General features: G+C 62.2%; 22 protein-coding genes and 4 tRNA genes. 16 read left to right on the forward strand and 10 right to left on the reverse strand.

All coding sequences use genetic code 11. The annotated features are described in order from the left end of the window. The first annotated feature begins 149 nt into the window (after positions 1-149). Both map and EDF71_RS21130 read left to right on the forward strand, forming a co-directional pair. The gene (gene map / locus EDF71_RS21125; protein WP_133858519.1) at positions 150-965 is read left to right on the forward strand and encodes a type I methionyl aminopeptidase; all 816 of its coding nucleotides are present in this window, start codon (positions 150-152) and stop codon (positions 963-965) included. Positions 966-1,152: 187 nt separating this feature from the next. Then, on the forward strand, positions 1,153-3,771 hold the full coding sequence (locus EDF71_RS21130) for a [protein-PII] uridylyltransferase (RefSeq protein WP_133858520.1): 2,619 nt from the start codon (positions 1,153-1,155) through the stop codon (positions 3,769-3,771). 18 nt (positions 3,772-3,789) lie between these two features. Here the strand turns inward: EDF71_RS21130 and def are convergent, their stop codons facing one another. Then, on the reverse strand, positions 3,790-4,329 hold the full coding sequence (def, locus tag EDF71_RS21135; protein WP_133858521.1) for a peptide deformylase: 540 nt from the start codon (positions 4,327-4,329) through the stop codon (positions 3,790-3,792). 128 nt (positions 4,330-4,457) lie between these two features. On the opposite strand from def, the gene EDF71_RS21140 reads away from it, so the two are divergent. From EDF71_RS21140 to EDF71_RS21175, 8 genes are all read left to right on the forward strand, one after another. Beyond that, positions 4,458-4,901, forward strand: coding sequence for a YbaN family protein (locus EDF71_RS21140; protein ID WP_133858522.1), 444 nt, complete (start codon positions 4,458-4,460; stop codon positions 4,899-4,901). Between the two features lie 99 nt (positions 4,902-5,000). Then, positions 5,001-5,076, forward strand: a tRNA-Asn gene (locus tag EDF71_RS21145). Positions 5,077-5,122: 46 nt separating this feature from the next. Then, a tRNA-Asn gene (locus EDF71_RS21150) sits at positions 5,123-5,198 on the forward strand. 47 nt (positions 5,199-5,245) lie between these two features. After that, positions 5,246-5,321, forward strand: a tRNA-Asn gene (locus EDF71_RS21155). A gap of 46 nt (positions 5,322-5,367) precedes the next feature. After that, a tRNA-Asn gene (locus EDF71_RS21160) sits at positions 5,368-5,443 on the forward strand. 144 nt (positions 5,444-5,587) lie between these two features. After that, positions 5,588-6,373 carry a leucyl/phenylalanyl-tRNA--protein transferase gene (aat, locus tag EDF71_RS21165; RefSeq protein ID WP_133858523.1) on the forward strand — a complete coding sequence of 262 codons (786 nt, stop codon included), beginning with the start codon at positions 5,588-5,590 and terminating at the stop codon, positions 6,371-6,373. Further along, the gene (locus tag EDF71_RS21170; RefSeq protein WP_133858524.1) at positions 6,366-7,124 is read left to right on the forward strand and encodes an arginyltransferase; all 759 of its coding nucleotides are present in this window, start codon (positions 6,366-6,368) and stop codon (positions 7,122-7,124) included. The genes aat and EDF71_RS21170 overlap by 8 nt, the downstream gene beginning before the upstream one ends. A 55-nt stretch (positions 7,125-7,179) precedes the next feature. Next, positions 7,180-7,977 carry an IclR family transcriptional regulator gene (locus EDF71_RS21175; RefSeq protein WP_133858525.1) on the forward strand — a complete coding sequence of 266 codons (798 nt, stop codon included), beginning with the start codon at positions 7,180-7,182 and terminating at the stop codon, positions 7,975-7,977. Between the two features lie 73 nt (positions 7,978-8,050). On the opposite strand, the gene EDF71_RS21180 is transcribed toward EDF71_RS21175, so the two are convergent. The 7 genes from EDF71_RS21180 to EDF71_RS21210 all read right to left on the reverse strand — a co-directional run bounded on the left by EDF71_RS21180 (position 8,051) and on the right by EDF71_RS21210 (position 17,810). After that, complete coding sequence (locus EDF71_RS21180; RefSeq protein ID WP_208301107.1) at positions 8,051-9,175, reverse strand: serine hydrolase; 1,125 nt, start codon at positions 9,173-9,175, stop codon at positions 8,051-8,053. 117 nt (positions 9,176-9,292) lie between these two features. Further along, entirely contained in the window at positions 9,293-10,831 is a 1,539-nt protein-coding gene (locus tag EDF71_RS21185) for a 2-isopropylmalate synthase (RefSeq protein WP_133858526.1), read from the reverse strand. 152 nt (positions 10,832-10,983) lie between these two features. Beyond that, on the reverse strand, positions 10,984-12,708 hold the full coding sequence (gene leuA, locus EDF71_RS21190) for a 2-isopropylmalate synthase (RefSeq protein ID WP_133858527.1): 1,725 nt from the start codon (positions 12,706-12,708) through the stop codon (positions 10,984-10,986). 221 nt (positions 12,709-12,929) lie between these two features. Then, a complete protein-coding gene (gene pssA, locus EDF71_RS21195; protein ID WP_133858528.1) occupies positions 12,930-13,817 on the reverse strand; it encodes a CDP-diacylglycerol--serine O-phosphatidyltransferase in 888 nt (295 codons plus the stop codon). A gap of 204 nt (positions 13,818-14,021) precedes the next feature. Then, a complete protein-coding gene (ilvC, locus tag EDF71_RS21200) occupies positions 14,022-15,038 on the reverse strand; it encodes a ketol-acid reductoisomerase (protein ID WP_133858529.1) in 1,017 nt (338 codons plus the stop codon). Between the two features lie 347 nt (positions 15,039-15,385). Beyond that, the gene (gene ilvN, locus EDF71_RS21205; protein WP_021024891.1) at positions 15,386-15,877 is read right to left on the reverse strand and encodes an acetolactate synthase small subunit; all 492 of its coding nucleotides are present in this window, start codon (positions 15,875-15,877) and stop codon (positions 15,386-15,388) included. A gap of 142 nt (positions 15,878-16,019) precedes the next feature. Continuing rightward, entirely contained in the window at positions 16,020-17,810 is a 1,791-nt protein-coding gene (locus EDF71_RS21210) for an acetolactate synthase 3 catalytic subunit (RefSeq protein ID WP_133858530.1), read from the reverse strand. Positions 17,811-18,115: 305 nt separating this feature from the next. Between EDF71_RS21210 and EDF71_RS21215 the strand changes: the two genes are divergently transcribed. The 6 genes from EDF71_RS21215 to EDF71_RS21240 all read left to right on the forward strand — a co-directional run bounded on the left by EDF71_RS21215 (position 18,116) and on the right by EDF71_RS21240 (position 21,786). Beyond that, positions 18,116-18,679: an RNA polymerase sigma factor gene (locus tag EDF71_RS21215; protein ID WP_133858566.1), complete on the forward strand. Its 564-nt coding sequence runs from the start codon at positions 18,116-18,118 to the stop codon at positions 18,677-18,679. Next, on the forward strand, positions 18,676-19,113 hold the full coding sequence (locus tag EDF71_RS21220; protein WP_133858531.1) for a DUF3619 family protein: 438 nt from the start codon (positions 18,676-18,678) through the stop codon (positions 19,111-19,113). Before EDF71_RS21215 ends, EDF71_RS21220 begins: the two co-directional genes overlap by 4 nt. Positions 19,114-19,175: 62 nt before the next feature. Continuing rightward, positions 19,176-20,039, forward strand: coding sequence for a DUF3106 domain-containing protein (locus tag EDF71_RS21225; RefSeq protein ID WP_166656613.1), 864 nt, complete (start codon positions 19,176-19,178; stop codon positions 20,037-20,039). Between the two features lie 10 nt (positions 20,040-20,049). Then, positions 20,050-20,619 carry an RDD family protein gene (locus tag EDF71_RS21230; RefSeq protein WP_279586302.1) on the forward strand — a complete coding sequence of 190 codons (570 nt, stop codon included), beginning with the start codon at positions 20,050-20,052 and terminating at the stop codon, positions 20,617-20,619. Positions 20,620-20,731: 112 nt separating this feature from the next. Next, on the forward strand, positions 20,732-21,193 hold the full coding sequence (locus tag EDF71_RS21235; protein WP_243854388.1) for a diacylglycerol kinase: 462 nt from the start codon (positions 20,732-20,734) through the stop codon (positions 21,191-21,193). Next, positions 21,190-21,786 (forward strand): TIGR00730 family Rossman fold protein, encoded by a 597-nt coding sequence (locus EDF71_RS21240; protein ID WP_133858533.1) that lies wholly within the window; start codon positions 21,190-21,192, stop codon positions 21,784-21,786. The genes EDF71_RS21235 and EDF71_RS21240 overlap by 4 nt, the downstream gene beginning before the upstream one ends. A 105-nt stretch (positions 21,787-21,891) precedes the next feature. Here EDF71_RS21240 and EDF71_RS21245 read toward each other — a convergent pair whose 3' ends face one another. Both EDF71_RS21245 and EDF71_RS21250 read right to left on the reverse strand, forming a co-directional pair. Further along, positions 21,892-23,187, reverse strand: a complete 1,296-nt coding sequence (locus EDF71_RS21245) for an MFS transporter (RefSeq protein ID WP_133858534.1) — start codon at positions 23,185-23,187, stop codon at positions 21,892-21,894. Between the two features lie 75 nt (positions 23,188-23,262). Next, positions 23,263-24,222 (reverse strand): ornithine cyclodeaminase family protein, encoded by a 960-nt coding sequence (locus EDF71_RS21250; protein ID WP_133858535.1) that lies wholly within the window; start codon positions 24,220-24,222, stop codon positions 23,263-23,265. Positions 24,223-24,227 lie beyond the last annotated feature (5 nt).

Below are 24,227 nucleotides of genomic sequence, written 5' to 3' on the forward strand. Positions count from 1 at the left end.
AAAGCACGCATGCGCCTTGCCCACTGCTACGGGCGGACCGTGGCAGCACAATGACAAGGGCGGGATAACCCGGGATTCTACTGTGCTGCGCTAGGTCACGTGGCCGCATGGACAACAGGCCAATGGCAGCGGTGGGATAATCATGGGCTATGACCATCAAAATCAATACGGAAGAAGATATTGCGCAGATGCGCATCGCAGGCCGCCTGGCCTCGGAGGTCCTGGACTACATCACCCCCCACATTCAACCAGGCATCACGACCAAGCAGATCGATCTGCTGTGCGCCGAGGCCATGGAAAAGCAGGGCACCAAGTCGGCCTGCCTGGGCTACCAGCCACCGGGCATGACGCCCTACCCGGCCTATGTCTGTACCTCGGTGAACCATGTGGTCTGCCACGGCATCCCCAATGACAAGCCGCTCAAGAAGGGCGACGTCGTCAATGTGGACGTGACCATCATCACGCCCGAAGGCTATTTTGGCGACAACAGCCGCATGTTCGTGATCGGCGAAGGCACGATTGCCGGCAAGCGCCTGTGCCAGCTGACCTTTGAAGCCATGTGGCATGGCATCGTGCAGGTCAAGAATGGCGCCCACCTGGGCGATATCGGCCATGCGATCCAGAAGTTTGCCGAAGGCCAGGGCCTGTCGGTCGTGCGCGAGTACTGCGGCCACGGCATCGGCAAGGTGTTTCACGATGAGCCCCAGGTGCTGCACTATGGCCGCCCGGGCACCGGCGTCGAGCTCAAGACCGGCATGATCTTCACGATCGAGCCCATGCTCAACCTGGGCAAGAAGGACATCAAGGACCTGGGCAATGATGGCTGGACCGTCATCACCAAGGACCACAGCCTGTCGGCCCAATGGGAAGTCGAAGTGCTGGTGACCGACACCGGCTACGAAGTGCTGACCTGGTCGGAAGGCTCGCCCACGCCGCCGAGCTTTGTGACCACCATCAAGTGCTGATGGCAGCGCGATAGCGCAGCCCTGCAATGCGCCCTGAAGGCGGCACCGCGACAAGCGTGCCGCCTTTTGTTATGGCGGCCCTGCCGCCGGAACGCCCTGATTTGGTGCGCCGTGGCATGGAATGTGCTTATTCGCATGCGCTGTTTATTGCTATGGCACACTGCCAGCGACAGCACAGTTAGGCACCATGAACGATCCTCGCATTCCGCAGCTGCGCGAGCAGTACCAGGCGCAACGCAGCGCCCTGTTTGACGACATCATGGCCGGGGGCAGCAGTACCCGGGGCATACAGACGCAGCTGCGCAAGCTCTCGCAGCTGGCCGATGTGCTGCTGCGCGACCTCTGGCACCTGGCCGGCCTGCCCGGCCGGCTGAACCTGGTGGGCGTGGGCGGTTTTGGCCGGGGCAAGCTCTTCCCCTATTCCGATATCGATGTGCTGCTGCTGCTGCCCGAAGGCACCGACCCGGAGCAGGACAGCGAATTGCGCAGCGCGATCGAACAGTTCATCGGTTCCTGCTGGGATGCGGGGCTGGAGATTGGCTCTAGCGTGCGCACCATCAGCCAGTGCATCAGCGAGGCCCAGGCGGATGTGACGGTGCAGACGGCGCTGCTGGAATCGCGCCGCATCATCGGCTCGCCACGCCTCTACCACCTGTTCCAGGCGGCACTGGCCCAATCGATCAAGCCCGATGCCTTTGTCGTGGCCAAGGTGCTGGAGATGCAGCAGCGCCACAACAAGTACGAGAACACCGTCTATGCGCTGGAGCCCAACTGCAAGGAATCGCCCGGCGGCCTGCGCGATCTGCAGCTGATCCTGTGGCTGGGCCGTGCCACCGGCCTGGGCAGCCGCTGGAAGGAGCTGGCCGACAAGGGGCTGGCCACCGTCTACGAGGTGCGCAACCTGCAGCGCAATGAGGACCTGATTTGCCTCATCCGCGCGCGGCTGCACATTGTGGCGCGCCGCCGCGAGGACCGGCTGGTCTTCGACCTGCAAACGCCGGTGGCCGAGTCCTTTGGCTTCAAGACCATCACGCCGGCCGGCCAGCGCTTTCCCAAGCGCGCCAGCGAGGAGCTGATGAAGCGCTACTACTGGGCCGCCAAGGCCGTGGCCCAGCTCACGCAGATCCTGATGCTGAACATGGACGAGCGTCTGCACCCGGGCAACCACACCCTGCGCCGCATCGATGACGAGTTCTACGACAAGGCCGGACTTATCGAGGTGGCCGACGACGAGGTCTACCAGCGCAACCCGCACGCGATCTTGCGCACCTTCTTGCTCTATGAGACCGAGCCGGGCCTGAAGGACCTGTCAGCCCGCACCTTCCGCGCGCTCTACCATGCGCGCCAGCTGATGGATGCGCAGTTCCGGCGCGATCCGGTCAACCGCGCCACCTTCATGCAGATCCTGCAGCAGCCCCATGGCATCACCCATGCGATGCGGCTGCTGAACCAGACCTCGGTGCTGGGCCGCTACCTCTGGCCGTTCCGCCGCATCGTGGGCCAGATGCAGCATGACCTGTTCCATGTCTACACGGTGGACCAGCACATCCTGATGGTGCTGCGCAATGTGCGGCGCTTCTTCATGGCCGAGCATGCGCATGAGTACCCGTTCTGCTCCCAGCTGGCCGCCGGCTGGGACAAGCCCTGGATTCTGTACCTGGCCGCCCTCTTCCACGACATCGGCAAGGGCCGGGGCGGCGACCATTCGGAGATCGGTGCGCTGGAGGTCAAGCGTTTTTGCCGCGACCACCAGATTGCCAAGGAAGACCGGCAGCTGGTCGAGTTTCTGGTGCGCGAGCACCTGACGATGAGCCAGGTGGCGCAAAAGCAGGACACGTCCGATCCCGAGGTGATCACCGCCTTTGCCGAGCGCATGGGCAATGAGCGCCGGCTCACCGCGCTCTACCTGCTGACCGTGGCCGACATCCGGGGCACCAGCCCCAAGGTCTGGAATGCCTGGAAAGGCAAGCTGCTGGAAGACCTGTACCGCGCCACTCTGCGCGTGCTGGGCGGACGGGCACCCGATGTGGCCGCACAGGTGGAAATCCGCAAGCGCGAGGCCCTGGTGCTGCTAGCGCTGTCGGCCCAGCCGCACGAGTCACAAAAGGCGCTGTGGGACACCTTGGGCCTGGACTATTTTCTGCGCCATGAGGCCGCCGATATTGCCTGGCACACGCGCCACCTGTCGCGCGCCGTGGGCAGCAAGGCCACCCTGGTGCGCGCGCGCCAGTCGCTGGCCGGCGAAGGCCTGCAGGTGATGGTGTATGCGCCGGACCAGCCCGATCTGTTTGCCCGCATCTGCAGCTATTTCGACCAGGCGGGTTTCTCGATTCTGGACGCCCGGGTGCACACCGCCCTCAACCGCTGTGCGCTGGACACTTTCCAGGTGGTGGCCACCGATGCACCGCAAAGCTACCGCGAGCTGATCAACCTGGTGGAGAGCCAGCTGACGCGCGTGCTGGTGGACGCCCAGCCGCTGCCCGAGCCGGCGCAGCGCCGTGTATCGCGCCGGGTCAAGAGCTTTCCGGTGGCGCCACGCGTGCTGCTGCGCCCTGATGACAAGGGCCAGCGCTGGCTGCTGTCGATCTCGGCGGCCGACCGCGCAGGCCTGCTCTACACCGTGGCGCGCATCCTGGCCCGCCACCAGCTGAGTGTGGAGCTGGCCAAGATCAGCACCTTGGGCGAGCGGGTGGAAGACAGCTTTTTGCTGCAGGGCCCGGAGCTGCAGAACAATGTGAGCCAGATCGCGATCGAGACCGAACTGCTCTGGGCACTGGCCGCCACCGGCAGCGGCGCGGCCGGTTGATGTTCACCAGGGGGCGACTCAGTCGTCCTCCGCCGCGCTGATGCCGGGGAACAGCACCTCGGTAAAGCCGAACTGGCTGAAATCGCGCACCCGCATCGGGTAGAGCTTGCCCCAGAGGTGGTCGCATTCATGCTGCACCACCCGGGCATGGAAGCCTTCGGCCACGCGGTCAATCGGGTCGCCATACTGGTCAAAGCCGGTGTAGCGGATCTTGTGCCAGCGCGGCACCATGCCACGCAGGCCCGGCACCGACAAACAACCTTCCCAGTCATCCTCTTCCTCGTCCGACAGGGGCGTGATCACCGGGTTGATCAGCACCGTGGGCGGCACCAGCGGGCGGTCCGGGTAACGCGGGTTGCGATCGGGCGAGCCGAAGAACACCACCTGCAAGTCCACCCCGATCTGCGGCGCTGCCAGGCCCGCGCCATGGGCGTCGCGCATGGTGTCGAGCAGGTCCTGCACCAGCTGGTGCAGCGCATCGGTGTCGAATTCGGTCACGGGCTGCGCCGTGCGCAGCAAACGGGCATCGCCCATTTTCAAGATTGGATAGATCGCCATGCCGGCATGGTAGCGCAGCGGGCAAGCCCATCTGCCGCCTTTTGCCACCCAAAACGGCAGCACTGCAAGAGGCACAGCTTGCCCAGCATCAAGACACTGTTATGCGGCGCGATGCACAATGCGAGACCATGAACGAGCCCGGAGCCTCTTCCCCCGCGCTGCAAGACGTGCAGACGCCGGCCTACTGCCCCATCCGCAGCCCGGTTTTGCGCTGGCTGCTGCTGTTGGCGGCCGTGGCCTGCCTGGCGATGGGCATCATCGGTATTTTTGTGCCGGGCCTGCCCACCACGGTGTTTGTGCTGATGGCCGGGGCCTGCGCGGCACGCAGCTCGCCTCGCCTGCATGCCTGGCTGTGGCGCCACCGCCTGTTTGGCGGCATGCTGCGCAACTGGGCGGCGGGCGGTTTTGTCAGCCGCAAGGCCAAGTGGAGCGCCAGCATCACGATGGCAGTATGCGCCGTCATCATGCTGCTGGTGCCAGCGCCGGGCTGGGCCAAGCTGTTGTCGATTGGCTGCATGGCCTGCGTGCTGGCTTGGCTGTGGTGCCGGCCCGAGCCGCCTACGCCCCAGTGAGCGCAGCGCCCTCCTGGCAGTCCCAGGCAGCCCCTGTCGGCAAAAAATGACCTGGTCTGTTTTTCAGGCCAAAAATTCGTTCTATAATCGCAGTCTTGTTCCTCAATAGCTCAGTTGGTAGAGCGCCGGACTGTTAATCCGTAGGTCCCTGGTTCGAGCCCAGGTTGAGGAGCCAAAGAATTTTTTGGCTTTGCAATCGAACAAAGCCTGTTTACCGATATTCCTCAATAGCTCAGTTGGTAGAGCGCCGGACTGTTAATCCGTAGGTCCCTGGTTCGAGCCCAGGTTGAGGAGCCATCACTTATCTGCCCTGCAATCGTTCAGGGCATTGACCAAAAATTTGTTCCTCAATAGCTCAGTTGGTAGAGCGCCGGACTGTTAATCCGTAGGTCCCTGGTTCGAGCCCAGGTTGAGGAGCCAAAGCATTTTTGGCTTTGCAATCGCACAAAGCCTGTTCACCGTTTATTCCTCAATAGCTCAGTTGGTAGAGCGCCGGACTGTTAATCCGTAGGTCCCTGGTTCGAGCCCAGGTTGAGGAGCCATTCAAAAAGCCTGCACACGTGCAGGCTTTTTTGTTTTTGCCGCTTAAAGCCTGCAGTGGCGGCAGAACTGCAGTATTTGTCACCCCCGCGTGGCCTTGGGGGCCAGCAGCCCGCCATTTGGCCGCTACCATGGCAACAGACACCATGAGCGCCAACCACCACACGCCCCCACTTGCCTGGCTGCAAGCCGATGACGACTTTCCACCGGTCGACATGGCCTGGGGACACAATACCCCCCACCCCGGCCTGCTGGCCGCCGGCGGCGTGCTCGACAGCGCCCATCTGCAACAGGCCTACCGCCAGGGCATCTTCCCCTGGTACAGCGAGGGCTCGCCGATCCTGTGGTGGTCCACCGATCCGCGCATGGTGCTGCAAACGGCTGATTTCCGGCTGCACCGCTCGCTCAAGCAGGCGATCCGCAAGTTCGAGCAGGACCCGCACAGCGAACTGCGCATCGACAGCGACTTTGCCGCGGTGATTGCCGCCTGCAGCCAGCAGGACCGCCCGGGCCAGGACGGAACCTGGATCGTTGACGACATCCAGGCCGCCTACACCCAGCTGCACCGGGATGGCTTTGCCCACAGCGTCGAACTGTGGCAAGGCGGCGAGCTGGTGGCCGGGCTGTACTGCGTCGCCATTGGCCGCGCGGTGTTTGGTGAATCGATGTTCACCACCGTGCCCAATGGCTCCAAGATTGCATTGGCCGCGCTGGTGCAGATCTGCCGGCGCGACCAGGCACCGATGATCGATTGCCAGCAAAACACCGGGCATCTGGCCTTCATGGGCGCCGCCGAGATGCCGCGCAGCCGCTTTTTGGCCAATGTGCAGCGGCAAATAGCGCTGCCCCCGATGCGCTGGGAGTTTGCATCTCGCGATTGGACTGACATAATCCCACTATCTGAAATGACATCTCCGCATCCGGATGAGTAGGCTGAACGAACTACCACTGCACAGCTTGCAGTTTTATGCGACAGCGCCCTACCCATGCAGCTATCTCGAAGCGCGCATGGCGCGGTCTCAGGTAGCCACGCCCAGCCACGCCATCCAGAACGATGTCTATTCCGAGTTGATCCAGCAGGGTTTTCGCCGCAGCGGCCTGTTCACCTACCGCCCTTATTGCGACGGCTGCCAGGCCTGCGTGCCCTTGCGCGTGCATGTGCAGGACTTCAAACCCAAGCGCCACCAGCGCCGCGCGCGCAAGCAGCACGAAGCGCTGGATGTGCGCGTGCTGCCGCTGGGTTTTCTGCGCGAGCACTATGAGCTCTACCTGCGCTACCAATCGGCCCGCCATACCGGCGGCGGCATGGATGAGGACAGCGTCGAGCAGTATTCGCAGTTCATGCTGCAAAGCCGGGTCAACAGCCGCCTGGTGGAGTTCCGCGAACCCACGCAGAACCAGCAGCCCGGCGCCTTGAAGATGGTCTCGATCATCGACATCCTCAATGACGGCCTATCCGCCGTCTACACCTTTTACGAGCCCGAGGCCCACACCAGCTACGGCACCTACAACGTGCTCTGGCAGATTGAACAGTGCCGCGCGATGGGCCTGCCCTACCTCTACCTGGGCTACTGGATTGCCGCCAGCCCCAAGATGCAATACAAGGCCGATTACCAGCCCTTTGAGGTCTATATCGACCAGCGCTGGCAACCGGGCCAGCTCGCCAACCATTGCGCCCCTTGATCGCTGCGATCAAGCGGCCCACCCCTATCTTTGTTATTTGAGCGCCAGTCTACGCATGACCAAAACCACATATGACACCGTCACCAAGCCCAGCGTGCAAGTGCTAGAGCGCATGTTCACGCTGCTGGACGTCCTGGCCACGCGCGAGGAAGCGGTGTCACTCAAGGAGCTGAGCGAGATCACGGGCCTGCACCCGTCGACGACGCACCGCATCTTGAACGACCTGACCATCGGCCGCTTTGTGGACCGCCCCGAATCGGGCAGCTACCGCCTGGGCATGCGCCTCCTGGAGCTGGGCAACCTGGTCAAGGCCCGCATCAATGTGCGCGAAGTGGCCTTGCTGCCGATGCGCCGCCTGCACCTGGCAACCCAGCAGGCCATCAACCTGAGCATGCGCCAGGGCGATGAGATCGTCTATGTGGAACGCAGCTTCAGCGAGCGCTCGGGCATGCAGGTGGTGCGCGCCATTGGCGGCCATGCGCCGCTGCACCTGACATCGACGGGCAAGCTCTTCCTGGCCAATGACGAACCCGAACGCGTGCGCGCCTACGCGATGCGCACGGGCCTGGCCGGCAACACCAAGAACAGCATCACCAACCTGGCGGTGCTGGAGCGCGAACTGTCCAAAACCCGCCAGTACGGCGTGGCACGCGACAACGAAGAGTTGGAGCTGGGCGTGCGCTGCATGGCCGCAGGCATCTATGACGACCAGGGGCGCCTGGTGGCCGGTCTGTCCGTCTCCGCCCCCGCAGACCGGCTGGAAGACGCCTGGACCACGCGCCTGCAGGCCACGGCCAGCGAGATCTCGTCCGCCTTGGGCTTTGACGAACACCGCCAGCCCAACGCGCGCTGAGCCCGTCCCCCATCCCCAGCGCTTAGGCGCAAAAAAACCTGCCGAGGCAGGTTTTTTGTTGGGTGCTTGGCGCTCAGTGCTTGGCCAGCAGTTGCGTGCCCGAGCCTTCCACCCAGTGGCGCACGCGCTCGGCATCGGCCAGACGGCCAAACTTGCCGGCCGAATCCAGGAACACCATGATCAGCTTGCGGCCGGCAACCTGGGTCTGCATCACCAGGCAGCGACCCGCTTCGGAGATATAGCCGGTCTTTTGCAGGCCGATATTCCAGTCCGGGTTGTGTACCAGGCGGTTGGTGTTGTTGAACTGGAGGGTGCGCTCACCCACTTCCACCTGGTAGGACGGCGAGGTGGTCAGATCACGCAGCAGCGGATCGGAATGCGCCACATTCACCAGGGTTGCCAGGTCAAAGGCGCTGGACTGGTTGGAGCTCGACAGGCCGGTGGGCTCAACATAGCGGGTGTCGGCCATGCCCAGCATCTTGGCCTTCATGTTCATCAGGCCGACAAAGCTCTGCATGCCACCGGGGTAGGTACGGCCCAGCGCATGCGCTGCGCGGTTTTCGCTGGACATCAGCGCCAGGTGCAGCAGTTCGCCGCGCATCAAGGTGGTGCCCACACGCAGACGCGAGCTGCTGTGCTTCTCGGTGTCCACATCGTCCTGGGTGATGGTGATCATCTCGTCCATCGGCAGCTGGGCCTGGGAGATGATGAGACCGGTCATCAGCTTGGTCAGCGATGCGATCGGCAGCACGGCATGGTCGTTCTTGGACAGCAGCACTTCGTGCGTGTCCTGGTCCAGCACCAGGGCCACACTGGACTTGAGCGCCAGCGGATCGGTCACATCATGCAGACCGGCCAGCTGGCCAAAGGATTGGCGTTCGGGAATGATGACGGCCGCAGCAACGGCAGCGCGCCCGGCATGGCGACCGGCCTTGGCGACCGTGGTCTTGCCCTTCACGGCCTTGGCGGCCACCTTTTTGGAAGCGGGGGCAGCAGCCTGCTTGTGGCGGCCATTGCGCTCGCCCTTGGAGGCCACGGCTGCCTGCTTTTTGCCCGCCTTGGCCTGCACATGCGCCTTGGCAGCCGGCTTGTTCTTGGTGCTGGCATGCACGCTGGGTGCCGCCAAACCAAAGGCCAGGGTGCAAATTGCAAACAAATGTGAAAAACGACGCAAAACACTGCGATGACGTAGCGCCATTATTCTGCTCCCTACAAATACGATAGCTGACAGCGGAAATTTGGATTCAAAAAATCGCGCAAATTCATGAACTTACGCGACTCTTCAATTATTTAAGTGAAATTATATTCCGAAGTCTCAACCTTGTGCAGCTACTCGCTCCGTAGGATTTTGTAACTTGTTTAGGGCAGCGATGTAAGCCTTCGCTGACGCCACCACAATATCAGGGTCTGCGCCTACACCGTTGACCACACGGCCGCCCATTTGCAAGCGTACGGTCACCTCGCCCTGGCTTTCGGTGGAGCCGCTGATCGCATTGACCGCGTACAGCACCATCTCGGCGCCGCTGCGGGCCTGCGACTCAATCGCCTTCATCGATGCATCGACGGGACCGTTGCCAGTGGACTCGCCGCGCACTTCCTGGCCATTGGCAATCAGCACCACACTGGCCTTGGGCTGCTCGCCCGTTTCGCTCGATTGCGACAGCGAAACAAAGCGGTAGGCTTCGGCCTGCGCCTCGGCGCCTTCCATGTGCACCAGCGCCAGGATGTCTTCGTCAAAAATCTCGCTCTTGCGATCGGCCAGGTCCTTGAAGCGGGCGAATGCGGCATTGATCTCGCTTTCGCTGTCCATCACCACGCCCAGCTCCTGCAGGCGCTGCTTGAAGGCATTGCGGCCCGAGAGCTTGCCCAGCACGATCTTGTTGGCGCTCCAGCCCACATCTTCGGCACGCATGATTTCGTAGGTGTCGCGGGCCTTGAGCACGCCATCCTGGTGGATGCCGGAGGCATGGGCAAAGGCATTGGCCCCCACCACGGCCTTGTTGGGCTGCACCACAAAGCCGGTGGTCTGGCTCACCAGGCGGCTGGCGGCCACGATGTGCTGGGCGTCGATGTTGACATCAAGGCCAAAGTAATCGCGGCGCGTCTTGACGGCCATGACCACTTCTTCAAGTGAGCAGTTACCCGCGCGCTCGCCCAGGCCATTGATCGTGCACTCCACCTGGCGTGCTCCACCGATCTTGACGCCGGCCAGCGAGTTGGCAACGGCCATGCCCAGGTCGTTGTGGCAGTGCACGGACCAGATGGCCTTGTCGCTATTGGGAATGCGCTCACGCAGGTTCAGAATGAACTGGCCATAGAGCTCGGGGATCGCGTAGCCGACGGTGTCGGGCACATTGATGGTCGTCGCGCCTTCGGCAATCACGGCCTCGATCACGCGGCAGAGAAAATCTGGATCGCTGCGGTAGCCGTCTTCGGGGCTGAACTCGATATCGCCCACCAGATTGCGGGCAAAGCGCACCGACATCTTGGCCTGCTCGAAGACCTCATCGGGCGACATGCGCAGCTTCTTCTCCATGTGCAATGGGCTGGTCGCAATGAAGGTGTGGATACGCGCACGGTTGGCGGGCTTCAAGGCCTCGGCAGCGCGGGCGATGTCGCGGTCATTGGCGCGTGCCAAGGAGCAGATGGTCGAGTCCTTGATGATGGAGGCGATGCTCTGCACACAATCAAAATCACCGTTGGAGCTGGCGGCAAAACCGGCTTCGATGACGTCCACCTTGAGGCGCTCCAGCTGGCGCGCAATGCGCAGCTTCTCGTCCTTGGTCATGGACGCGCCGGGCGATTGCTCGCCATCGCGCAAGGTGGTATCAAAAATAATCAGTTGCTCGCTCATCGTGTTCTCCATTGCATTGGTCTTGCGCTGCCGCCGTGCTACCACCGTGGGTGAGTGGAATCTCTAAAACAGGCTGCAGGAAAGCGATCTGCTCGCCCTCCTGCAGCCTGCATCAACCGCGCTACAGTTTACGTGCTTTGCTCTGCCTGTGGTTAGGCAGCAGCCGTTTCCGCAGCTGCTTGTGGCGCTGCCGTTTGCACGCTGGCGACAGCACCGCTACGTGCTACCGCGCTCATCACCGCGCGGAAAGCCGCCTGGGTGCTGTTGCTGTCCATGCCTACGCCGTACAGGCTCTGGCTGTCGCCCACGCGCAGCTCGATATAGGCGGCTGCCGTGGCATTGGCGCCCTTGTCGCCGCGTGCGTCGCTGGCGGCAACGGCATGCTCGCTGTAGTCAAGCAGGCGCACAGGAATACCGATGGCGCTGCTGACCGCCTGCACAAAGGCATCGATCGGGCCATTGCCCTGACCGGCAATGCTGACGGCCTGACCGGCCCACTGCAGCTTTCCGCTGATGCGCACATCATCGCTGTCGCCCGATTCCACGCGGTACTGGGCCAGTGCATGGTTGGCGCTGAGTTGGTACTCGCGCTCGAAGATCTGCCACAGGTCCTTGGCGGTGAACTCGGTGCCCGCCGTATCCATCGCGCGCTGTACCACCTGGCTGAACTCGATCTGCAAGCGGCGCGGCATGGCCAGGCCATAGGCTTCTTCGAGCAGGTAGGAGATACCACCCTTGCCCGACTGGCTGTTGACGCGGATCACTGCTTCGTAGCTGCGGCCCAGGTCCTTGGGGTCGATCGGCAGGTAAGGAATTTCCCAGATATCGGCATCCTGGCGAGCCGCAAAGGCCTTCTTGATGGCGTCCTGGTGCGAGCCCGAGAACGAGGTGTAGACCAGGTCGCCGGCATAGGGGTGGCGGGCGGGCACGGGCAACTGGTTGCAGTACTCGACTTCAGCGCGGATGGCGTCGATGTCCGAGAAATCCAGCTGGGGCGATACGCCCTGCACATACATGTTCAAGGCCACATTGACGATGTCGAGGTTGCCGGTACGCTCGCCATTGCCGAACAAGCAGCCTTCGACGCGATGGGCGCCGGCCATCAAGGCCAATTCGGCGCTGGCCGTGCCGGTGCCGCGGTCGTTGTGCGGGTGCACGGAGACCACCACTTCAGGGCGGGTGGCGAACTTGCGCACCATCCACTCGATCTGGTCGGCAAACACATTGGGGGTGGCGTTTTCCACCGTGGTGGGCAGGTTCAGGATGATGTCGCGGCCCGCACCCCAGGCGGCAATCGCGGTCTCGCAAGCCTGCAGGGACACATCGAGTTCGGCGAGGGAGAAGGTCTCGGGCGAGTACTGCAAGACCCATTCGGTGCCGGGTTGGGCATCGGTCAAGGTCTTGAGGTGGGTGACCTGGTCTTTGACCAGGGTCATTACCTCGGGCACGCTCATGCCGAACACGACCTTGCGCCAGACGGGCGCCACCGCGTTGTAGATGTGGACGATGGCGCGTGGCGCGCCTTGCAGGGCCTCGACCGTGCGCGTGATGAGCTCAGGACGGGCGGGGGTCATCACCTGGATGGTGACGTCAGCGGGAATGCGCTTTTCCTCGATCAACTGGCGCACAAAGTCGAATTCGATCTGCGAGGAAGCAGGAAAGCCGACTTCGATTTCCTTGAAGCCAATCTTGACCAGCATATCGAACATGCGCAGCTTGCGTGCCAGGTCCATGGGCTCGATCAGCGCCTGGTTGCCATCGCGCAGATCGGTGGACAGCCAGATGGGCGCCTGGGTGATCTGGGCATCAGGCCAGGTGCGGTCACGCAACGCAATGGCTGGAAAAGCGCGGTACTTGCTGGAAGGTTGGGTCAACATGGTTGTCTGGTCTTTCTCATCGGAACAAAAAGTTCGGGGTTAGAAACCAGCAACCTGCTAAAACAGAATCGGCCCGTTGCTGGTGCAAACGGGCCGAGGTGTAGGGGTGAAAAACTGCGCGCTACTCTACCTGCCCGTTGGACATGCTAGTAGTAGAGCTAGGGACAGGTTTTGCATGGCGTTCACTCTAACACAGGTTTTGGTAGATGTCTGCAAAAAGTTCAATCGTGGTGCAAGCCGCGCTCTTCGGGCTCATCGGTCGAGGTTGCCACGATCGACACATGCTGGCCCTTGAAGCGGCGCCAGGCGTAGATCACATAGCCCGAGAGCGAATAGGCCACAAAGATCAGGAACAGCATGGTGGCCGGCTCGACGCTGACCACGGCCAGCAGCAGCACCACCACCACCAGCGAGATGAAGGGCACGCTCTTGGCAGCGCCGGCATCCTTGAAGCTGTAGTAAGGAATATTGGTGACCATGGTCAGGCCCGCCAGCAAGGTGATGGCGAACATGATCCAGGACAGGTCATCGCGGCTGGCCGGGTAGCCGCCAAACAGCGCAATCACCTGGCCAAAGATCGGCACATCGCGGTGCGATACCAGCAGCGCACTGGTGAGCCAGATGAAGCCCGCCACCAAGGCCGCTGCAGCAGGCGACGGCATGCCTTGGAAGTAACGCTTGTCCACCACGCCGGTGTTCACATTGAAACGCGCCAGGCGCAGCGCTGCGCAGGAGCAATAGACAAAGGCCGCAATCCAGCCCCAGCGGCCCAGCGGGCGCAGTGCCCATTCATAGGCAATCAGCGCCGGCGCAGCGCCAAAGGACACCATGTCCGACAGCGAATCCATCTGCTCGCCAAAGGCGCTTTGCGTGTGCGTCATGCGCGCTACGCGGCCATCCAGACTGTCGAGCACCATGGCGCAGAAGACACCCACGGCAGCGGCCTCGAAACGGCCATTCATCGCCATCACGATCGAGTAAAAACCGCCAAACAGGGCGGCCAAGGTAAACGAGTTGGGCAGCACATAGATGCCCTTGCGCCATTTGCGCTGCGCAGGCGCCAGCGCATGCGCTGCGGCCTTGGGCTTGGTTTCGTTTTCGTCCAGCATTCAATCCACTCCAGCGCCAGCTATATCTGCGCAATCAGCTACTTATTTTATAGTTTCCGGCGGGCTGCGGCCCGGCCGAGCTTGGCCTACAGTGTAGCTTTTGCCACCAGGGGCCTCTCCGGGATGCCCATGAAAAAAGGACTGCCAAGGCAGTCCTGTGCGAATCAGCGCGGCGCCGCTGCAGGCAGCGGCAGCCGATGCGATTTAGTTGCGGGTCTGGTCGACCAGCTTGTTCTTGGCAATCCAAGGCATCATGGCGCGCAGCTGGCCACCCACTTGCTCGATCTGGTGATCGGCAGTGTTGCGACGGCGGGCAGTCATCGATGGGTAGCTCAGACGGCCTTCCTGGATGAACATCTTGGCGTATTCGCCGTTCTGGATGCGCTTCAAAGCGTTGCGCATGGCCTTGCGCGACTCTTCGTTGATCACTTCAGGACCGGTCACGTACTCGCCGTATTCGGCGTTGTTCGAGATCGAGTAGTTCATGTTGGCAATGCCGCCTTCGTAGATCAGGTCCACGATGAGCTTGAGCTCGTGCAGGCACTCGAAGTAGGCCATTTCAGGCGCGTAGCCAGCTTCCACCAGGGTCTCGAAGCCCATCTTGATCAGCTCGACAGCACCGCCGCACAGAACGGCTTGCTCGCCGAACAGGTCGGTCTCGGTTTCTTCCTTGAAGTTGGTCTCAATGATGCCGGCCTTGCCGCCACCATTGGCCATTGCGTACGACAGGGCCAGGTCACGGGCCTTGCCAGACTTGTCCTGGTGCACAGCGATCAGGTGGGGCACGCCGCCGCCTTGGCTGTAGGTGTTGCGCACGGTGTGGCCAGGGGCCTTGGGAGCCACCATCCACACGTCCAGATCGGCGCGGGGCACAACTTGGTTGTAGTGCACGTTGAAGCCGTGCGCGAACACCAGCGAAGCGCCTTGCTTGATGTTGTCCTTGACGTTGTCGTTGTACACCTTGGCGATGTCTTCGTCAGGCAACAGGATCATGACCACGTCAGCGGCCTTCACGGCGTCGTTGACTTCCATCACGGTCAGACCGGCCTTCTCGGCCTTGGGCCAGGAAGCGCCAGACTTGCGCAGACCGACGATGACCTTCACGCCACTGTCGTTCAGGTTCTGCGCGTGCGCATGGCCTTGCGAGCCGTAGCCGATGATGGCGACGGTCTTGCCTTTGATGAGGGACAGATCACAGTCCTTGTCGTAAAAAACTTTCATGCTTCGCTCCGTTGGTATCAGTCAAAAATGCAAACAAACACTTGTTCAAGAATCTGTATCGTCAGGTGGCCTTGCGGTGTTTCCTGACGCCAGCAAATAAGCCCCCGCTACAAAAGCGCCCAATCCTACTATGAGGGACAACCACAACTGGGAGCCAGGGGTAGCAAAGGCATCGGCCTGTGTGAGCAGTGGATCGCATTGGCGAATCTGGGTCCAGCCGTCCTGTTCCCAGGAGCATTCTGGATCATCTTGCTGTAGCGAAGACTCCACCAGCACAAGCCCCACCAGCAGCAGTACCACACCCACCGCCTGGCGGGCATGGCGTCGCAGCCGGTGACACCAGCGCATTACACGCGCAAGATGCGTTCACCGCGACCGATGCCGCTGGCACCGGTACGCACGGTTTCGAGGATGGCCGACCGATCGATCGCGCTCAGGAACGCATCGTTCTTGGCCTGGTCGCCGGTCACCTCGATGGTGTAGCTCTTCTCGGTCACATCGATGATGCGGCCACGGAAGATGTCGGCCATGCGCTTCATTTCTTCGCGCTCCTTGCCGACCGCCCGCACCTTGATCATCATCAGCTCGCGCTCGGTATAGGCGCCTTCGGTCAGATCGACCACCTTCACCACTTCAATGAGGCGGTTGAGGTGCTTGGTGATCTGCTCGATGACGTCGTCCGAGCCGGTGGTGGTGATGGTCATGCGCGACAGCGAGGCATCCTCGGTGGGCGCCACGGTGAGGGACTCGATGTTGTAGCCACGGGCCGAAAACAGGCCCACCACGCGCGACAGGGCGCCTGGTTCGTTCTCCAGGAGAACCGCAATGATGTGTTTCATAAGAACAGATTCCTCTTTTCGCTACCCTCCCCCAACGCCGGTAAGCGCTGGGCTCGGTAGACAATAGATTCGTCAGAAAGGAAAAACCGAAGGGAAGCTTGGACGCGCGCTTGCAGCAAGGCGCGCCCAGCCAGGAAGGCGTTTACAGATCGTCCGCGCCCAGCAGCATCTCGGTGATGCCCTTGCCGGCCTGAACCATCGGGAAGACGTTCTCGGTCGGATCGGTGCGGAAATCGAGGAACACGCTCTTGCGCTCTTCGCGGGCAATGCGCCGCGCTTCACGCAGGGCGGGCTCCACATCCTCGGGCTTCTCGATCAGAATGCCCGCATGGCCATAGGCTTCGGCCAGCTTGACGAAGTCAGGCAGCGAATCCATGTAGCTGTGGCTGTAGCGGCCCGAGTATTCGATCTCTTGCCACTGGCGCACCATGCCCAGGAAGCGGTTGTTGAGCGCGCAGATGATGATCGGCGTCTCGTACTGGCGGCAGGTGGCCAGCTCCTGGATGTTCATCTGCACCGAGCCTTCGCCGGTGATGCAGAACACCTCGGCATCGGGCTTGGCCAGCTTGATGCCCATCGCATAGGGAATGCCCACGCCCATCGTGCCCAGGCCACCCGAGTTGATCCAGCGGCGCGATTCCTCGAAGCGGTAGTACTGCGCAGCCCACATCTGGTGCTGGCCCACGTCCGAGGTCACATAGCAGTCCGCATCGCGGGTCATCTGCCAGAGCGTTTCGACCACGAACTGCGGCTTGATGACTTCGGTGTTCTCGCGGTCGTAGCGCAGGCAATCGCGACTGCGCCAGCCTTCGATGGTCTTCCACCAGTTTTGCAGCGCCTCGGCATCGGGGCTGGCCACGCTCTCGCGCACCATCGCGATCAGCTCGCTCAGCACTTCCTTGCAGTCGCCGACGATGGGCACATCCACCTTGACGCGCTTGGAGATCGACGAAGGGTCGATGTCGACATGGATGATCTTGCGGTCCACCGACATGAAGTGCTTGGGGTTGCCAATCACCCGGTCGTCAAAGCGCGCGCCCACGGCCAGCAGCACATCGCAGTTCTGCATCGCGTTGTTGGCTTCGATCGTGCCGTGCATGCCCAGCATGCCCAAGTATTTCTTGTCGCTGGCCGGATAGGCGCCCAGACCCAGCAGGGTGTGGGTCACCGGGTAGCCCAGCAGGTCCACCAGGGTGCGCAGCTCTTGCTCGGCGCCGCTCAACAGCACGCCGCCACCGGTATAGATATAGGGGCGCTTGGCCGCCAGCAGCAGCTGCAGGGCCTTGCGGATCTGGCCGCTGTGGCCCTTCTTGACCGGGTTGTAGGAGCGCATTTCCACCGTCGAGGGATAGCCGTTGTAGGCCACCTTCTTGAAGGAAACGTCCTTGGGGATATCGATCACGACGGGGCCGGGACGGCCGGTGCGTGCGATATGGAAAGCTTTTTTCATCGTCAGCGCCAGATCGCGCACATCCTTGACCAGGAAGTTGTGCTTGACGATGGGGCGCGTGATACCGACGGTATCGCATTCCTGGAAAGCATCCGAGCCAATGGCGGTCGTGGATGTCTGACCGGAGATCACGACGATAGGGATGCTGTCTGTGTAAGCAGTGGCAATACCGGTGACTGCATTCGTCAGGCCGGGGCCAGAGGTAACCAGTGCCACGCCCACTTCACCGGTAGCGCGGGCAAAGCCGTCTGCTGCATGCACTGCTGCCTGTTCATGGCGAACCAGCACATGGTTGATGGTGTCTTGTTTGTAGAGCGCGTCGTAGATGTAGAGAACTGCACCGCCGGGGTAGCCCCACAGCTGCTTGACGCCTTCGGCCTGCAGTGCCTTGACCAGCACTTCAGCGCCCATGAGTTCTTGGGATTTCTGCGCGGACTGATGCGCCGCTTGCGCCGAGTTCTGTTCGGCCTTGGACATTTCCATGATCAACCTTTGTGAATTTCTCTAACGAAAAACCTCTGGTGCTCCTCGCCCAGCTCTTGTGGAGCCTGCTTGGAACTTGAGGCCAACGGACATGGGCGAGATGCTTGCGACGCCGGACCGTGACCCTTTTGCTTTTTGATGCTTATACATTATCGCACTGCAGCATTGCTTTGCGACAAGCTACGGATTTTTTTTCGATAGGATGCGATAATCTAGGGCTTGATGCGGTGTTTTTTGCCACACTTGGTTTATTTGCCCGGGTAAAAAGCGAGAAATCTCTGAATAACCACGGTGTTGGGTACGATTTGGCCACAGAACGAGAACTGTCCGACTTTCTGAAAAGCGTTGAAAAGCGAGCTTTCAAGCGCTCGCTTTTTCATGTGCGCGACCAGGAAGCAGCGCTCGACATCGTGCAGGACAGCATGATGAAGCTGGCCGAGCACTATGGGGACAAGCCGGCCAACGAGCTGCCGATGCTGTTCCAGCGCATTCTGTCCAACAGCACGCTCGACTGGTTCCGCCGCCAGAAGACGCGCAATGCGCTCTTCACGACGATGAGCGACTTCGAAGGCCCGGATGACGAGGGGGAATTCAACCTCCTGGACATTTACAACGCCGACAATGGAGATGCGGAGCAAAGTGCCGAGGACCACACCAACCGCAAACAAACCCTTGCATTAATAGAAAAAGAGATACAACAGTTGCCAGCGCGTCAACGCGAAGCGTTTCTGATGCGTTATTGGGAAGAGATGGACATCGCAGAGACTGCAGCAGCCATGGGTTGCTCAGAGGGAAGTGTAAAAACCCACTGCTTTCGCGCCATCCAAACCTTGAGTAAAGTGCTTAAGGCCAAAGGAATCGTGCTATGAACCGCTCAAACACCGCCCAAACCGTTGTCAATGCTGAAATTTTTGCCCGCCGCGTTACCGCCCGGCTGAGCGAAGCCGAGGCTGATCTCGACTACGACATCAGCGAACGTTTGCGAGCGGCCCGGGAGCGCGCCCTGTCCCGCCGCAAGGTGGTGGCGGTGCCTGCGATTGCACGCCAGCCCCAGCAAGAGGCCGCTGCGCCTTCTGGCAAACGCAACTGGTGGCGTGCCGTGGTGTCGGCTGTGCCGCTGAGCGCGATGGTTGCCGGCCTGGCCTTCTTCAACGGTGTTCAGGCAGACGAAGGCGCCAGCGAAATGGCTGAGTACGATGCCACCTTGCTGGCTGACGAGCTGCCGCCAAGCGCCTATACTGATCCTGGTTTTACCCAGTTTCTGAAGATCGCTGCCCAAAAGCAGCCCACTGACAAGCGTTGAGACACGATTACGATAACGATGAGGTAGCCGGCAACACGCCCGCCCCTTCGACCATCCCCGCCATGGCAGCCAGTATTTTGCTGGCTGCTTTTGCTGTTGTGGGCGTCTACGCCGGCAACAAGGCCGCCAATATTTACGGCAGCGCCGCCAGCGATCTGGTCAGCGCCAACAGCGTCACCCGCTCCAGCAGCCCGCGCAATGAGGGCCCCAGTTGGGACGCGCTGGATGACGACCAGCGCACCGTGCTGGCGCCGCTCGAAGAGCAATGGAACTGGCTGACCACCCAGCAGAAAAGCCGCTGGACGATGATCGCCGACAGCTTTGACGATTTCTCCCCCGAAGAGCAGCTGCGCATTGGCGAGCACATGAAGGAATGGGCCAAGTTCAGCCTGTCCGACCAAAGCCAGGCCCGGCTCAACTATTCGAACATCAGCAGCCTGTCGGCCGAGGAAAAGCGCAAGCTCTGGGAAGACTACCAGGCACTCAGCGCCCGTGAGCGCAAGCGCCTGGCCCAGGGCGGCGTGCTCTACCACGGCGGCGTGGCGCTGGCGCCCCGCCCTTCGGCCCGCAGCACCGGGCGCCTGGTCAAGGTGCCGGCAGCGGCCATCAACCCCAACCGCGCCAACCCGCCCAAGATCCTGCCGCCACCTGAGATCCGCGTGCACTCGCGCGGCATGGTGACGCCGGTCGAGGTCGGCCCGCTCACCGGGCCTGCCCCCGCTGCCAACGGCGCAGCACCGGCGCCCGCCTTGCCACCCGCACCGCCCCCAGCCTTGCCGCCCGCCCCGGTGGTAGAGACGGCCCCGGTGCAAATGCCCGCGCCGGTCACCTCCTCGCCGTTGCCCCCGCTGGATTCCCCAAGCCGGCCGCCGGCGGGCGAATCACAGTCGCGCAACAGCGACAGCCCGGTGCACCCGCCGACCTGATACTGTCCGCATGCAGACCTCCACCAGCACAACAGCGCTCCCTCCCGGCCCCCTCGCCACCAGCGCGCTGTTGCGCGCACCGCGCCTGGCGCGGCGCATGGCCTGCTGGTTGTATGAGGGTATGCTGATGTTTGGCGTGGTCTTCATGTCGGGTTACCTCTACAGCTCGCTGAGCCAGACGCGCAACGCGATGGACAACCGCCATGGCCTGCAGCTCTTCCTGTTCATCATCTTTGGCATCTATTTCACCTGGTTCTGGCACAAGGGCCAGACCCTGGCGATGAAAACCTGGCATATCCGCATCGTGGACCGCAACGGCCAGCCCCTGACACAGGGCCGCGCGCTGCTGCGCTATGTCTGCAGCTGGCTGTGGTTTTTGCCGCCGCTGGTGGTCAGCATGCCCTTTGGCCTGCCAGTGGGCGAAATCGTGGTGCTGCTGAGCGGCTGGATCGTGCTCTGGGCGCTGGCCAGCCGGCTGCATCCCCTGCAGCAGTTCTGGCACGATGCACTGGCCGGCACACGCCTGGTCAGTGCCGAGCGCCCGGCGCCACAGAGCAAGACGCCGGATCCAGCGCTATAAGCTTGCCCCTATTGCGCCAGCGCTACCTGGCGCCAGAACCAGGCAGCGCGCCGATCAAATGCTGCAGTGCAATAATATGCGTTGACCTGCCCACGCTATGCCATGATGGGCGATGACCACGCCTCCGATGAACCAGCCCGATCCTCGCTCCCCTGCCGACCCCGCCGTGCCAGCGCACAGCCTGGCCGACATCCATGCCGCCAACCCGCAAAAAAGCCGCACTGGCCTGACGCGTGTCTGGCATGCCGCCGGTTATTCGATGCAGGGCCTGCGGGCCGGCTGGGGCGAAAAGGCCTTCCGCATGGAAGCCATCCTCGCGCTGCTGATGCTGCCCGCCTCGCTCTGGCTGGCGCACGACTGGCGCGATTGGGCCTTGCTGATCACCCCGGTTTTTCTGGTGCTGATTGCCGAGCTGCTCAACACCGGCATCGAGATGGCGATGGACCGCTTCGGCCCCCAATGGCATGACCTGGCCAAAAAGGCCAAGGACATGGGCAGTGCCGCGGTGTTCCTGGCTCTGGTGCTGTGCGCGGCGGTGTGGCTGCCTGCCTTGTATGAAAGATTGCTGAAATGACCAACTCCCCTACCTTCTCGATGTGCGTTTACTGCGGCTCGCGCCCTGGCAAGCTTGAAGCCTTTGGCGAAGCCGCCCAGGCCGTCGGCCACTGGATCGGCAGCCATGGCGGCCAGCTGGTCTATGGCGGCGGCAAATCCGGCCTGATGGGCACGGTGGCCCGCGCCACGCGCGAGGCAGGCGGCCGCGTGGTCGGCGTGATCCCCAAGGCCCTGGTGGACCGCGAACTGGCCAATGAGCTCTGCGACGAGCTGCATGTGGTCACCACCATGCATGAGCGCAAGGCCATGATGGCCGAGCGCAGCAATGCCTTTATCGCCATTCCTGGCGGCATCGGCACTTTTGAAGAGCTCTACGAGATCTGGACCTGGCGCCAGCTGGGCTACCACGACAAGCCCATCGGCATCCTCAATGCCAACGGGTACTACGACGGCATGCTGCAGTTCCTGCAGCAATGCGTGGGCCAGGGCTTTATGGACGAGTGGCAGATGGGCCTGATCAAGAGCGGCAATGACCATGCCGCACTGCTGGCCCAGCTGGTTGAAGAAGCCGGCCTGGCGCAGCAAAGCGATGCACTGCGCGAAGTGATCTAAGCAGCGCCCAGCAAACACAAAAAAGCGGCCCGTTGATGAACGGGCCGCTTTGCTTTTGCTGGATCACCTCGTCCACCATAGAACGAGGTTTTTGGGATAGAGCGCTTAGTCGTTGTCCGCCACGGTCTTTGCAAACGCAATGCCGATCAGCGAGATCATGGCCGTACCCACGATGTACCAGGCCACCGGCACCCAGGAGCCGTTGTAGGTGTTGAGCAACCAGGTGGCGAGCAAGGGGGCGGTGCCGCCGGCCAGCGCAGCGCCAATCTGGTAGCCCAGGGTGATGCCGGTGTAGCGCACGCGGGTCGAGAAAATCTCCGAGAACAAGGTGCCCAGCACGGCGGTGATAGGCGCCCAGACGAGACCCAGGCCGACGACGGTGGCGATAACCAGGCTGGTCATCGTGCGCTGCTCCAGCAGCATGAAGTAGGGGAAGGTGAAGGCGGCCATCACCAGGGTGCCTGCCACAAACATGCGCTTGCGGCCAATGCTGTCCGACAAGCGCCCCATCAGCGGGATCATCAAGGTGGTGACCAGGGTCGCAATCGTCACCGCATTGAGCACGGAAATCCGCTCAAAGCCCAAGGTGGCCGTGGCGTAGCTGACGATGAAGGTCGAGAAGATATAGAACGGCGCCGTTTCCACAAACTTGATGGCAACGGCCACCAGCACCGCACGCCAGTGGTAGCGCAGGGTTTCAACCAGCGGGATCTTGGCCACATTGCCGCTGGCCTTGGCCTGCTTGAAGGCAGGAGTCTCATCAATGCCCTTGCGGATCCACAGACCCAGGAACACCAGGATGGCGCTCAGCAGGAAGGGCACGCGCCAGCCCCAGGCCAGGAACTGGTCATCAGGCAAGGTGCTCATCACGGTGATGGCCAAGGTGGCCAGCACCATGCCGATGGTCACGCCCATCTGCGGCACGCTGCCAAACAGACCCTTGCGGTTCTTGGGTGCGTATTCGTAGGCCAGCAGCAACGCGCCGCCCCACTCACCACCAATGCCCAGGCCTTGCACCAGGCGCAGCACGATCAGCAGGATGGGCGCCCATATGCCGATCTGCTCGTAGCCGGGCAGCAGGCCGATCAGCACGGTGGCGCCGCCCATCAGCGACAAGGTGATCACCAAGGTCTTCTTGCGCCCGATGCGGTCACCGATGTGCGAGAAGATAAAGCCGCCCAGCGGCCGGATGAAGAAGGTCAGCGAGAAGGTCAGGTAGGACAGCATCAGTCCTACCACCGGATCGGCGGTGGGGAAGAACACCTTCCCAAACACCAGCGCTGCTGTAGTCGCATAGAGGAAATAGTCAAACCACTCGATGGAGCTCCCCATCAGACTGGCAATCAGTACTCGCTTGTTGGTGGCCGCAGACGCTGCTGGCTCGGTCGAAGATGTGCGCATGGAAGGAATGAATCAGATAGCAAAGAGAAAGGGGACGGCAGCCCGGCCCGGCCCGCATCGGGCCGGGTCAGCAGATCAAGCGGCAGCGCTGCCTGAGGCGCTGAAGGCGTCATAAGCCAGCGATGCAGCAGCCAGGTCTTCCAGCGCCGTGCCTACGGCCTTGAACAGCGTGATCTCATCGGCGCTTTGGCGGCCGGCGTGCTGGCTGCGGCAGAGCTGCTCTAAGGTGGCGGCCAGGCGGCTGGGCTCCCAGGCGCCGCTGGCGATGGGCTCCAGAATGTCGCCCGCCTTCATCAGCGCCTCGGGCGTATCGACAAAGACGGTGGCACGGGCAAAGCAGCGGTCATCGCTTTCGCGCATCGCCGGGGTAAAGCTGCCGATCAGGTCCAGGTGCACACCGGGCTGCAGCCATTCGCCACGCACCAAGGGCGCGTTGGACAAGGTGGCGCAGCTGATGATGTCAGCCTGGCGCGCCGCCTGCTCCAGGTCAGTGGCGACCGAAGCTTGCAGACCCTGCGCCTGCAGGCGTTCCACCATCGCTTGCGCGGCCTCGGGGCGGATGTCCCAGACCTGCACCTCTTGGATATCGCGCACACAGCGGTAGGCATCGGGCAGCAGGCTGGCCACACGGCCGGCGCCCACCACCAGCAGACGGTGGGCATCGGGGCGGCTGAGCCAGCGCGCCGCCAGGGCCGATGCCGCAGCGGTGCGGCGCGAGGTGATGGCATCTCCATCCAGCACTGCCAGCGGGGCACCGGTGGTCGCGTCGTAGAGGATGAAGACCGAATGCAGGCCAGGCAGGCCATGCGCCTGGTTGCCCGGGAAGATGGACACGGTCTTGACCCCGATGCGCTTGCCTGGTTGCCATGCGGGCATCAGCAGCAAGATGCCGTCTTCGGCACTGGTCTGGCCGACGATCTTGTGGTTGTGGCGCAGCGGCACTTCGCAGCCGGCGATGAACATTTGTTCAAGGCTGTCAATCAGTGCTGCCATGGGCAGGTGTTGCGTGGTGTGGTTGGAATCCAGGATCTGCATACGGC

This window comes from Comamonas sp. JUb58 (assembly GCF_004364775.1).
Taxonomy (GTDB): Bacteria; Pseudomonadota; Gammaproteobacteria; order Burkholderiales; family Burkholderiaceae_C; genus Comamonas.

Bases quoted from the DNA above. Each gene is read 5' to 3' on its own strand.
- EDF71_RS21130 (WP_133858520.1), top strand. From the start codon at position 1,153: ATGAACGATCCTCGCATTCCGCAGCTGCGCGAGCAGTACCAGGCGCAA.
- map (WP_133858519.1), top strand. From the start codon at position 150: ATGACCATCAAAATCAATACGGAAGAAGATATTGCGCAGATGCGCATC.
- aat (WP_133858523.1), top strand. From the start codon at position 5,588: ATGAGCGCCAACCACCACACGCCCCCACTTGCCTGGCTGCAAGCCGAT.
- EDF71_RS21235 (WP_243854388.1), top strand. From the start codon at position 20,732: ATGACCACGCCTCCGATGAACCAGCCCGATCCTCGCTCCCCTGCCGAC.
- EDF71_RS21240 (WP_133858533.1), top strand. From the start codon at position 21,190: ATGACCAACTCCCCTACCTTCTCGATGTGCGTTTACTGCGGCTCGCGC.
- EDF71_RS21230 (WP_279586302.1), top strand. From the start codon at position 20,050: ATGCAGACCTCCACCAGCACAACAGCGCTCCCTCCCGGCCCCCTCGCC.
- EDF71_RS21210 (WP_133858530.1), bottom strand. From the start codon at position 17,810: ATGGAAATGTCCAAGGCCGAACAGAACTCGGCGCAAGCGGCGCATCAG.
- EDF71_RS21170 (WP_133858524.1), top strand. From the start codon at position 6,366: ATGAGTAGGCTGAACGAACTACCACTGCACAGCTTGCAGTTTTATGCG.
- EDF71_RS21245 (WP_133858534.1), bottom strand. From the start codon at position 23,187: ATGCGCACATCTTCGACCGAGCCAGCAGCGTCTGCGGCCACCAACAAG.
- EDF71_RS21180 (WP_208301107.1), bottom strand. From the start codon at position 9,175: ATGGCGCTACGTCATCGCAGTGTTTTGCGTCGTTTTTCACATTTGTTT.
- EDF71_RS21225 (WP_166656613.1), top strand. From the start codon at position 19,176: ATGGCAGCCAGTATTTTGCTGGCTGCTTTTGCTGTTGTGGGCGTCTAC.
- ilvC (WP_133858529.1), bottom strand. From the start codon at position 15,038: ATGAAAGTTTTTTACGACAAGGACTGTGATCTGTCCCTCATCAAAGGC.
- ilvN (WP_021024891.1), bottom strand. From the start codon at position 15,877: ATGAAACACATCATTGCGGTTCTCCTGGAGAACGAACCAGGCGCCCTG.
- EDF71_RS21175 (WP_133858525.1), top strand. From the start codon at position 7,180: ATGACCAAAACCACATATGACACCGTCACCAAGCCCAGCGTGCAAGTG.
- EDF71_RS21250 (WP_133858535.1), bottom strand. From the start codon at position 24,222: ATGCAGATCCTGGATTCCAACCACACCACGCAACACCTGCCCATGGCA.
- EDF71_RS21140 (WP_133858522.1), top strand. From the start codon at position 4,458: ATGAACGAGCCCGGAGCCTCTTCCCCCGCGCTGCAAGACGTGCAGACG.
- leuA (WP_133858527.1), bottom strand. From the start codon at position 12,708: ATGTTGACCCAACCTTCCAGCAAGTACCGCGCTTTTCCAGCCATTGCG.
- EDF71_RS21220 (WP_133858531.1), top strand. From the start codon at position 18,676: ATGAACCGCTCAAACACCGCCCAAACCGTTGTCAATGCTGAAATTTTT.
- def (WP_133858521.1), bottom strand. From the start codon at position 4,329: ATGGCGATCTATCCAATCTTGAAAATGGGCGATGCCCGTTTGCTGCGC.
- EDF71_RS21185 (WP_133858526.1), bottom strand. From the start codon at position 10,831: ATGAGCGAGCAACTGATTATTTTTGATACCACCTTGCGCGATGGCGAG.
- pssA (WP_133858528.1), bottom strand. From the start codon at position 13,817: ATGCTGGACGAAAACGAAACCAAGCCCAAGGCCGCAGCGCATGCGCTG.